Source organism: Actinoplanes hulinensis, assembly GCF_019429605.1.
GTDB lineage: Bacteria > Actinomycetota > Actinomycetes > Mycobacteriales > Micromonosporaceae > Actinoplanes > Actinoplanes campanulatus.
Genome location: NZ_JAHXZI010000010.1, coordinates 324,380 through 333,598, shown reverse-complemented (window position 1 = coordinate 333,598; position 9,219 = coordinate 324,380). Strand labels below are relative to the sequence as shown.

Genomic DNA, 9,219 nt, shown 5'->3' with positions numbered 1-9,219 from the left:
GCGGCCCCCAGCAGGCGCCGCGCGGCCCGCAGGAGCAGCCGCCCCGCGGTCCTCAGCAGGCGCCCGGCCGTGGTCAGCAGCCGCCGCCCGGCCGTGGCCCGGGCCAGGTGCCGCCGCGCAACCCGCAGCAGCCCCCACGTGGCCCGCAGCAGCAGCCCGGCCGTGCTCCGCAGCCGCCCGGTGGCGGTGGCGGCTACGGCGGCCAGCAACCCCGTGGCCCCCAGCAAGGCTCGGGCATGTATGGCGGCGGTGGCCGCCCCCCGGGCCCCGACAGCCGCTAGTCCCCTCTCGACCCAACGAAGGCCGGCCCTCGCGATGCGGGGCCGGCCTTCGACGCTTTCCCGCCTGCCGGGCCGGGCGCCGTCCCACCGTTGCCGTCCGGGGCAGGGCCGTCGGCCGGGGCGGATCCGGGTCCCGGCTGTCGGCTGGAGCAGGTCCGGGCTGTCGGCCGGGATCCAGGGCCCGGAGGGGCGGGTGGGTCAGACGCGGCGCAGGACGGCCACCACGCGGCCCATGATGGTCGCGTCGTCGCCCGGGATCGGATCGAAGGCCGGGTTGGCCGGCATCAGCCAGACGTGCCCGTCCCGCTGGCGGTAGCTCTTCACCGTCGCCTCGCCGTCGATCATCGCGGCCACGATGTCGCCCGCCTCGGCGTTGGGCTGCTGGCGGACCACCACCCAGTCGCCGTTGCAGATCGCCGCGTCGATCATCGAGTCGCCCTTGACCTCCAGCATGAAGACATCGCCCTCGCCGACCAGCTCGCGTGGCAGCGGGAAGAAGTCCTCCACGGCCTGCTCGGCCAGGATCGGGCCACCAGCGGCGATCCGGCCGACCAGGGGCACATAGGCCGGCTGCGGCCGGGCGGCCCGCAGGGCCTCGTCGTCGACCAGCTCGCCGGGCGCCCGCACGTCGACGGCGCGGGGCCGGTTGGGGTCGCGCCGGAGGTATCCCTTGCTCTCCAGAGCCTTCAACTGGTACGCCACGCTGGACGGGGAGACCAGGCCGACCGCCTCGCCGATCTCGCGGACGCTGGGCGGGTAGCCGTACTTCTCCACCCAGTCTCGGATGAACTCGAGGATGCGGCGCTGCCGGGCGGTGAGGTCGGAGGCCACCACCTCGGGCAGGTGGCTGACCGGTGTGACCGCGCGTAACTGGGGCGCCTCGGGACCGCGGGAACGGCTCGTCGTCCGGCGGCGGGCGGTCTCGGTCTTCCTGGTCTGCTGCTGTCGGCTCGTGCGGTCGTCGGTCGACACGTCCGCCCTCCCTGTCGGCCAGTGCCTAGTCGGCACGTGGTGCGTCGCGGAGCCGGGGGCAACGCCGTGGGGATGGCGTTTGTCCGGCTGACCCCTCTTGACGGAAAACCTAATGGGCAGGTGCGACATATTCAAACATCTGTACGAGATTTCACCGGCGTGTCGCTCCCGGGTGCTCGACTTCCGTACCCCTGTTCTGATAGACCGTCGTACGGACGTTCTATCGAACGGGTGTCCTAGAGGAGGGATCGCCATGACGGTCGGTGGTGCGCGACACGTCGGGCCGCCGTTGCGGCTCACGCGGCGTGGCCGGGTCGTGCTGCTCGGTGCCTTCTTCGTCATGGTGGCCCTGGCGAGTGTCGTGCTCTTCACTACGGCTTCCCAGGCCTGACCTGGCTGTCCCGGGCGTCCCAGGTTGATCTCCGTCGGGTGTCCCGCCCGATTCTCCGGCGCGTCGCGTGGTCCGTTCCGGGCGCTGCGAGTGATCGTGACATCACCGGTGGTGGTGAGGTGCAAAATACGGCGCGTCGGCACGTCGCTGAGCTTGCATCGGCGTCCGCCGGGGCCTAGCGTCTACCCCAACATCTAGTGGTTACACTGATGCAAGTTGTCCACAGGTTGGGTTTCTTTCTCCCTGGTTATCCACATGCCATCCACAGCGTTACCGGTCGTGCCGACATCGGTTCCGCTGCGCTTCGGCGTGCCCGGAGTCCGTTGAGAAGGGGCCGAAGGGAGATCGCGGTGCGCTGCCCGTACTGTCGCCATGCCGATTCGCGCGTGGTCGACTCGCGTGAGGCCGACGACGGTCAGTTGATCCGTCGCCGGCGGGCGTGCCCCGAGTGCGGCAAGCGCTTCACGACCGTCGAGGAGGCGGTCCTCGCGGTCGTCAAGCGCAGCGGCGTCACCGAGCCCTTCAGCCGGACGAAGATCATGAGCGGGGTGCGCAAGGCCTGTCAGGGCCGGCCCGTCGACGAGGACTCCATCGCTCTGCTCGCGCAGAGGGTGGAGGAGACCGTCCGGGCGCGTGGCGCCGCCGAGATCCCCAGCCACGAGGTGGGCCTGGCGATCCTCACGCCGTTGCGTGAGCTGGATCAGGTGGCCTATCTCCGGTTCGCCAGCGTGTACAAGTCCTTCGACTCTCTCGACGAATTCGAGAAGGAGATCGCCGCGCTGCGCGACGCCGTTCCCGTCCGGGAAGCCGGGACGCGACATGCTGTCGCGCCACGGTCCGGGGGACGCGCACCCAAGATCAACGGCTGAGAATCCGCGGCAGCGGCCGACCTCAGTCCGACTCACTTTCTTACCGACACACCTGTAGCGGTACCTACGAGGGGGAGCACATCCATATGGCCGGAGACGGCATCACTGCAGGTCGTCAGCGCAGCCGGGCGAACGGCGGCGGCGGCGCGGCGGCCGGGGGGCTGCGAGTGGAGCGGGTCTGGACGACCGAGGGCGTTCACCCGTACGACGAGGTCGAGTGGGAACGCCGCGACGTCGTCATGACGAACTGGCGCGACGGCTCGATCAACTTCGAGCAGCGCGGCGTGGAGTACCCCGCGTTCTGGAGTGTGAACGCGGCGAACATCGTCACGACCAAGTACTTCCGTGGCGCGGTGGGCACCCCGGAGCGGGAGTGGTCGCTGAAGCAGTTGATCGACCGCGTCGTCCAGACCTACCGCAAGGCGGGCGAGGAGCACGGCTACTTCGCCACCGCGGCCGACGCCGAGCTGTTCGACCACGAGCTGACGTGGATGCTGCTGCACCAGGTGTTCAGCTTCAACTCGCCGGTCTGGTTCAACGTCGGCACCAAGTCGCCGCAGCAGGTCAGCGCGTGCTTCATCCTCTCCGTGGACGACTCGATGGACTCGATCCTCGAGTGGTACAAGGAGGAGGGCCTGATCTTCAAGGGCGGCTCCGGCTCGGGTGTGAACCTCTCCCGGATCCGGTCCTCCCGTGAGCTGCTCTCGTCCGGCGGCACGGCCAGCGGCCCGGTCAGCTTCATGCGCGGCGCCGACGCCAGCGCCGGCACGATCAAGTCCGGTGGCGCCACCCGCCGCGCGGCCAAGATGGTCATCATCGACGTCGACCACCCCGACGTGGAGGAGTTCGTCTGGACCAAGGCGCGCGAGGAGAACAAGATCCGCGCGCTGCGGGACGCCGGCTTCGACATGGACCTGGGCGGCGCCGACATCGTCAGCGTGCAGTACCAGAACGCCAACAACTCGGTGCGGGTCAGCGACGAGTTCATGCGGGCGGTCGAGGAGGGCGGCACGTTCGCGCTCCGTGGCCGGCTGAACGGCGAGGTGATCGAGGAGATCGACGCCAAGAAGCTGTTCCGCGACATCGCCCAGGCCGCCTGGGAGTGCGCCGACCCCGGCCTCCAGTACGACGACACCATCAACGACTGGCACACCAACCCCGAGACCGGCCGCATCACCGCGTCCAACCCGTGCTCGGAGTACATGTCGCTGGACGACTCGTCCTGCAACCTGGCCTCGCTCAACCTGATGAAGTTCCTCAAGGCCGACGGTGGCTTCGAGGTGGAGAAGTTCGTCAAGAGCGTCGAGTTCATCATCACCGCGATGGACATCTCGATCTGCTTCGCCGACTTCCCGACCGAGAAGATCGGGATCACCACCCGCGCCTACCGTCAGCTCGGCATCGGGTACGCGAACCTCGGCGCCCTGCTCATGGCGTCCGGCCTGCCCTACGACTCGGAGGGTGGTCGCAGCGTCGCCGCGGCGATCACCTCGCTGATGACCGGTACCGCGTACCGTCGCTCCGCCGAGCTGGCCGGTGTCGTCGGCGCGTACGACGGCTACGCCCGTAACGCCGATGCGCACCAGCGCGTCATGCGCAAGCACGCCGCCGCGAACGACGAGATCCGCCCGCAGGGCGCCGTCGCAGCGGAGATCGTCCGCGAGTCGACCCGTCAGTGGCAGACCGGCAACAAGATCGGCGCGAAGACCGGCTGGCGCAACGCCCAGGCGTCGGTGCTCGCCCCGACCGGCACCATCGGCCTGATGATGGACTGCGACACCACCGGCATCGAGCCCGACCTGGCCCTGGTCAAGTTCAAGAAGCTGGTCGGCGGCGGCTCCATGCAGATCGTCAACCAGACCGTCCCGCGGGCCCTGCGCAGCATCGGCTACCCCGAGGAGCAGGTCGAGGCGATCATCGAGCACATCGCCGAGCACGGCAACGTCGTCGACGCGCCCGGCCTCAAGCCGGAGCACTACGCGATCTTCGACTGCGCCATGGGCGACCGGGTGATCGCCCCGATCGGTCACGTCCGGATGATGGCCGCGGTGCAGCCGTTCATCTCCGGCGCCATCTCCAAGACGGTCAACATGCCGGAGTCGGCGACCGTCGAGGAGATCGAGGACATCCACTTCCAGGGCTGGAAGCTGGGCCTCAAGGCGCTCGCGATCTACCGCGACAACTGCAAGGTCGGTCAGCCGCTCTCCGCTGCGAAGAAGAAGACCGAGGCGGCCCCGGCCGAGGTCGCGAAGGCGGTCGCCCAGGTCGAGAAGATCGTCGAGAAGGTCATCGAGTACCGCCCGGTCCGCAAGCGGCTGCCGAAGAAGCGCCCGTCGGAGACGGTGTCGTTCTCGGTCGGGGGCGCCAAGGGCTACCTCACCGCGTCGTCCTACCCGGACGACGGCCTCGGCGAGGTCTTCCTGAAGATGTCGAAGCAGGGCTCCACCCTGGCCGGGGTGATGGACGCCTTCTCGGTCGCCATCTCGATAGGCCTCCAGTACGGCGTGCCGCTGGAGACGTACGTCGGGAAGTTCACCAACATGCGTTTCGAGCCGGCCGGCATGACCGACGACTCGGACGTCCGCATGGCCTCCTCGGTGATGGACTACATCTTCCGTCGCCTGGCACTGGACTTCCTGCCGTACGAGACCCGCGCTGAGCTGGGCATCTTCACGGCGAAGGAGCGCACCGCGCAGGCCGCCGCCGAGGCCGCCGCGGAAGCGGCCGCCGAGGAGATGGCCTCGATGGCCACCTCCGCGCCGGTCGTCATCCCGGCGAGTTCCGCCAAGGTGACGGTGGCCGAGGTCAAGGCCGCGTCGGCTCCGGAGAAGGAGACCCCGGTCTCCGCCGGATCCTCGACCGAGCTGCTGGAGATCGTCACCGGCCACGCCGCCGACGCGCCGCTCTGCTTCACCTGCGGCACGAAGATGCGCCGCGCCGGAAGCTGCTACGTCTGTGAGGGCTGCGGCTCCACCTCCGGTTGCAGCTGACCCTCCGGTCATCACGGTGATGCCTCCCACCCGCACCGGGTGGGAGGCATCACCGTCTTCAGGGGGCTCGCCACGCCCCGAACCCACTCACCGATCGGCCACATCCGACAATGTCCGTCTACGGGGGTCATGAAGGCATCCGGATGGGAAGGAGAGCGGGATGGGCCGGCCCGAGGATCTGCAGGCGGAGGCGCGTTCGGTGCTCGCGCTGCTGGAGCCCCTGGGGCCGCTGCTGCCCACCGGCAGCTACGTCTCAGGGCTCATGGTGTGGCGCGACCTCGACGTGATGCTGGCCGGGAGCCCGGAGCTCGCCCCGGGTGACGTCGTCGCCCTGCTCGGGCGGGTGGCCGCCATCCCCGGACTGACCGGTTTCACCTACACCGACGAGCGGGGCGACCGGTCACCGACCGGGAAGCCGCGGGACGAGCGCTACCACGTCACCCTCACCGTGGGGGAGTGGCGTGTCGACCTGTCGATCTGGCTGCACGACGACCATGCCGACGGCGCCGAGTGGCACCGTGAGCTGGCCGGGCGGCTCAGCGACGAGGAGCGGCAGGCCATCCTCGCGATCAAGAACGTGTGGCATCAGCGCCCGGAGTACCCGGACGAGGTGAGCGGCTTCGACATCTGCACGGCGGTGCTGGAGCACGGGGTGCGGACCGCGGTGGAGTTCGGCGTCTGGTTGCGAACCGAGCGCAACACGCGCTGAGAGCCGACGGCTCAGGACGCTAGTGGGAGCCGAGGAAGTCCGTGATCACCCCGGCCAGGGCGGTCGGCTGCTCGATCACCATGGCGTGCGAGGCGTCGGCCAGTGACAGGTGGCGCAGATGCGGCACGGCCCGCGCCTGCTCCACCAGGAACCGGCGGTGGGCTTCGTACAGCTCGGCGAAGGGCTCCTGCTCGGGCAGGTTGCGGGTGGGCAGCACGACCAGCTCGGGGCAGGTGGTCGCCGCGTACACCGGGGTCAGGTCCAGCTCGTTCATCGCGGTCCGGAGCTGGGCGGTGAGCCCGGCCGACGGGCGGATCGAGGTGTCGCCGTGCTGGTGGACCAGGTTGCGCCGGAAGCCCTCGACCCACACCTTCTCGTTGGCGCCCATGTCGCGGGCAGCCATCTGCTGCCGCTCCACCAGGTCGGGCAGCTGGTCGGCCGGGATGACCTGGCCGGCGGCGGCCTGCATGGCGTCGAAGACCGCGTGCAGCCGGGCCAGCTCGGCCGCCGCCTTCTCCGGGTCGAGGCCGGGCAGGTGCTCGGGGCTGGTCGGCGGCGGGTTGCCGTCGAGGCTGACGATGCCCGGGGACTCCGGGTGGCGCTGACCCCACAGCGCGGCCAGCATGCCGCCGAGCGAGTGGCCGACCACCGCGGGCCGCTCCAGCTCCAGCTGGACGCAGACGGCGGCCATGTCGCCGAGCGCGGCCTCCCATGTCCATGAGCCGTCGGCGGAGCGGCCGTGCCCCCGCAGGTCGAGGGTGACCACCCGGTGGTGCGGGCGCAGCGCCCGGGCCAGCGTGGTCATGTGGGCCAGGTTGCCCCCGGCGCCGTGCAGGAGCAGGAGCGGCGGCTGGTCGCCGCCGAAGTCGCGGACGGCCAGCTGAACCTCGCCGGCGTCGATCAGGCGGTCGTTGATCATGAGGACTCCTCGGTGGGAGGGTTGTCGCGAAGTCGGTCGCGGATGGCGGAGACGGGCACACCGCCGTCCGGGTGGCGGGGCAGGCGGCCCCGGCGCACCAGGTCGTGCACGCCCTGCCGGCTGATGCCCAGCATCGCGCCGGCGGTGGACAGGGACACCGTGGTCGCGAACGGGTGACCGACCCGGCGGACCACGACGCGGCCGAACGGGGTGCGCCACCAGCCGGCCGGTGGGTGGAAGGCGTGATCGTCGGGGTAGAGCGTGCCGATCAGCCGGGCGATCACGTGGACGGCCGCCGCGTCGTCGTCGCCCTCCAGCACCCGGGTCCACTCGATCACCCGGTGCCGCAGGAGCGGACGGACCGCATCGCCCGGCCGGGCGTCCTCCAGGAGGATCTCCAGCGGGTCGAGCAGGCGGTTGTCGAGCAGGCGGAACAGCTGCCCGGCGAGGTCCATGAGGCCATCCTGTCCCTACTTGACAGCAGGTGTCAAGCGATAGGGTTCCGGGTGTGGAGCCGGCGCCGCGTCCGTTGACCGAACCTCATCCCAGCCGGCTGGCGCCGGACCATCCGCGCCGCCCGGAGATCCTGGCCGCCCACGCCGCGGCCCTGGCCGGCGGTCGGCCCGGCTACCTGGATCCGGATTCCGGCCTGTTCGTCCTGACCGCCGGATTCCTGGCGAAGCGCGGCACCTGCTGCACCCGCGGCTGCCGGCACTGCCCGTATGTGGCCGACACGTGATCGCCCGCTCTTCCGCTGCCACCGGGCCGCCCAGTACGGTGTGTCCGCTCGTTCCCCCGGAAGGATCGCTTGGTGCGTACGCGTTTGGCTCTGCTCGGCGCCGTGGTGCTGCTCGCCGCCGCGGGCTGCGAGGCCGGTGAGGACGCCGCCGCGGCCACCCCGTCGGCCCCGGCCGAGGAGATCGTGGAGGAGCCCGCGGCGGTGGCCGGTGGGGCCTGCATCCTGTGGGACTACGAGCTCATCGAGCAGACCACCGGCGTGCGTTTCGCGGTGGCCGCCTCGGACCAGGTGCAGGACACGTCGAGCTGTGTGGTGCAGACGCTGGAGGCCGCCTGGCCGGATCTGACGCTCTCGGTGGTGGAGACCACGAAGGCGAACGCCGACATCTTCCTGAGCGAGCGGATGCCGGCGAAGGCGACGAAGCTGAGCGGCCTGGGGCGTGCCGGTTACCGGCTCACCACGAAGGCCGCCGCGGGCCACGGGCCGGCCGTGGAGATCGGCTGGCTCAGCGAGGCCAAGCAGCTCCAGACGTTGCGCTTCACCTTCGCCAAGGGCGCGCCGGCGGCCGAGGTGAAGGACATGAACGCGAAGCTGCTCGAACTCGCCAAGGCGCTGAGCACCACCAACGGCTAGCCGGCGGCGACGAACACCCGCGACGCCACCTCACGCGGCAGCCGGATCTTGTCGCCGGAGCGGTCGATGGTCACCCCGTCGCGCTCCTGCGCCACCGTCACCGTCGTGCCCGGGTTGATGCCGGCGGCGTGCAGCTGGCGCAGCACGTCGGAGTTGGTCTGCACGCTCTCGCAGATGCGGCGGATCTCGACGCTGCCGCTCAGTCCGGGGAAGGCGAGGTTGCGCTCGCCCCGGGTGAGGGCCTCGGCGGCGTCGTCCACGGCGCCGAGCTGTTCGAGGCCGGGGATCGGGTTGCCGTACGGCGAGCGGGTCGGCTTGTTGAGCAGCTCGTAGACCCGCTTCTCGACGGCGTCGCTCATCACGTGCTCCCACCGGCAGGCCTCCTCGTGGGCCTCCTCGTAGGGCATGCCGATGACGTTGACGAGCAGCAGCTCGGCGAGGCGGTGCTTGCGCATCACCGCGACGGCCCCGTCACGGCCCAGCTCGGTGAGGACGAGATGACGGTCGCCCTCGACGGTGAGCAGGCCGTCCCGTTCCATCCGGGCGACGGTCTGGCTGACCGTGGGACCGCTCTGGTGCAGGCGCTCGGCGATGCGGGCGCGAAGTGCGGGCACACCCTCTTCCTCGAGCTCGAGGATGGTGCGAAGGTACATCTCGGTGGTATCGACGAGATCGTTCACGATGCGGTCCTCCCAGCAGCGATAATAACGCGTTGC

The 9,219-nt window shown here is 70.4% G+C and carries 11 protein-coding genes; 6 read left to right on the top strand and 5 right to left on the bottom strand.

The features are described from left to right. Together KZ829_RS21145 and lexA are read right to left on the bottom strand one after the other, a co-directional pair. Positions 1 to 227, bottom strand: a 227-nt coding sequence (locus tag KZ829_RS21145) for a hypothetical protein (protein ID WP_220145645.1), incomplete at its 3' end; no start/stop codon positions are given. A 252-nt stretch (positions 228 to 479) separates the two neighbouring features. Next, the gene (lexA, locus tag KZ829_RS21140; RefSeq protein WP_183216292.1) at positions 480 to 1,253 is read right to left on the bottom strand and encodes a transcriptional repressor LexA; all 774 of its coding nucleotides are present in this window, start codon (positions 1,251 to 1,253) and stop codon (positions 480 to 482) included. A gap of 253 nt (positions 1,254 to 1,506) precedes the next feature. Between lexA and KZ829_RS21135 the strand changes: the two genes are divergently transcribed. The 4 genes from KZ829_RS21135 (at position 1,507) to KZ829_RS21120 (ending at position 6,212) form a co-directional block, all read left to right on the top strand. Further along, complete coding sequence (locus KZ829_RS21135) at positions 1,507 to 1,644, top strand: hypothetical protein (protein WP_220145644.1); 138 nt, start codon at positions 1,507 to 1,509, stop codon at positions 1,642 to 1,644. 350 nt (positions 1,645 to 1,994) lie between these two features. Then, positions 1,995 to 2,513 (top strand): transcriptional regulator NrdR, encoded by a 519-nt coding sequence (gene nrdR, locus KZ829_RS21130; RefSeq protein ID WP_220145643.1) that lies wholly within the window; start codon positions 1,995 to 1,997, stop codon positions 2,511 to 2,513. A gap of 86 nt (positions 2,514 to 2,599) precedes the next feature. Continuing rightward, complete coding sequence (locus KZ829_RS21125) at positions 2,600 to 5,503, top strand: vitamin B12-dependent ribonucleotide reductase (RefSeq protein ID WP_220145642.1); 2,904 nt, start codon at positions 2,600 to 2,602, stop codon at positions 5,501 to 5,503. A gap of 160 nt (positions 5,504 to 5,663) precedes the next feature. Beyond that, positions 5,664 to 6,212, top strand: coding sequence for a hypothetical protein (locus KZ829_RS21120; protein WP_220145641.1), 549 nt, complete (start codon positions 5,664 to 5,666; stop codon positions 6,210 to 6,212). Positions 6,213 to 6,231: 19 nt separating this feature from the next. Here the strand turns inward: KZ829_RS21120 and KZ829_RS21115 are convergent, their stop codons facing one another. Together KZ829_RS21115 and KZ829_RS21110 are read right to left on the bottom strand one after the other, a co-directional pair. Beyond that, complete coding sequence (locus tag KZ829_RS21115; RefSeq protein WP_220145640.1) at positions 6,232 to 7,131, bottom strand: alpha/beta fold hydrolase; 900 nt, start codon at positions 7,129 to 7,131, stop codon at positions 6,232 to 6,234. Beyond that, on the bottom strand, positions 7,128 to 7,586 hold the full coding sequence (locus tag KZ829_RS21110; protein WP_220145639.1) for a MerR family transcriptional regulator: 459 nt from the start codon (positions 7,584 to 7,586) through the stop codon (positions 7,128 to 7,130). The genes KZ829_RS21115 and KZ829_RS21110 overlap by 4 nt, the downstream gene beginning before the upstream one ends. A gap of 53 nt (positions 7,587 to 7,639) precedes the next feature. Between KZ829_RS21110 and KZ829_RS21105 the strand changes: the two genes are divergently transcribed. Both KZ829_RS21105 and KZ829_RS21100 read left to right on the top strand, forming a co-directional pair. Beyond that, a complete protein-coding gene (locus KZ829_RS21105) occupies positions 7,640 to 7,870 on the top strand; it encodes a DUF5522 domain-containing protein (protein WP_220145638.1) in 231 nt (76 codons plus the stop codon). A 72-nt stretch (positions 7,871 to 7,942) separates the two neighbouring features. Then, positions 7,943 to 8,503: a hypothetical protein gene (locus tag KZ829_RS21100; RefSeq protein WP_220145637.1), complete on the top strand. Its 561-nt coding sequence runs from the start codon at positions 7,943 to 7,945 to the stop codon at positions 8,501 to 8,503. Here the strand turns inward: KZ829_RS21100 and KZ829_RS21095 are convergent. Next, positions 8,500 to 9,186, bottom strand: a complete 687-nt coding sequence (locus KZ829_RS21095; protein WP_308285598.1) for an iron-dependent transcriptional repressor DtxR — start codon at positions 9,184 to 9,186, stop codon at positions 8,500 to 8,502. The genes KZ829_RS21100 and KZ829_RS21095 overlap by 4 nt on opposite strands. Positions 9,187 to 9,219 lie beyond the last annotated feature (33 nt).

What these genes read in the sequence shown, in the direction of transcription:
- KZ829_RS21135 (WP_220145644.1), top strand. Translation starts at nt 1,507, where the DNA reads ATGACGGTCGGTGGTGCGCGACACGTCGGGCCGCCGTTGCGGCTCACG.
- KZ829_RS21125 (WP_220145642.1), top strand. Translation starts at nt 2,600, where the DNA reads ATGGCCGGAGACGGCATCACTGCAGGTCGTCAGCGCAGCCGGGCGAAC.
- KZ829_RS21120 (WP_220145641.1), top strand. Translation starts at nt 5,664, where the DNA reads ATGGGCCGGCCCGAGGATCTGCAGGCGGAGGCGCGTTCGGTGCTCGCG.
- KZ829_RS21115 (WP_220145640.1), bottom strand. Translation starts at nt 7,131, where the DNA reads ATGATCAACGACCGCCTGATCGACGCCGGCGAGGTTCAGCTGGCCGTC.
- KZ829_RS21110 (WP_220145639.1), bottom strand. Translation starts at nt 7,586, where the DNA reads ATGGACCTCGCCGGGCAGCTGTTCCGCCTGCTCGACAACCGCCTGCTC.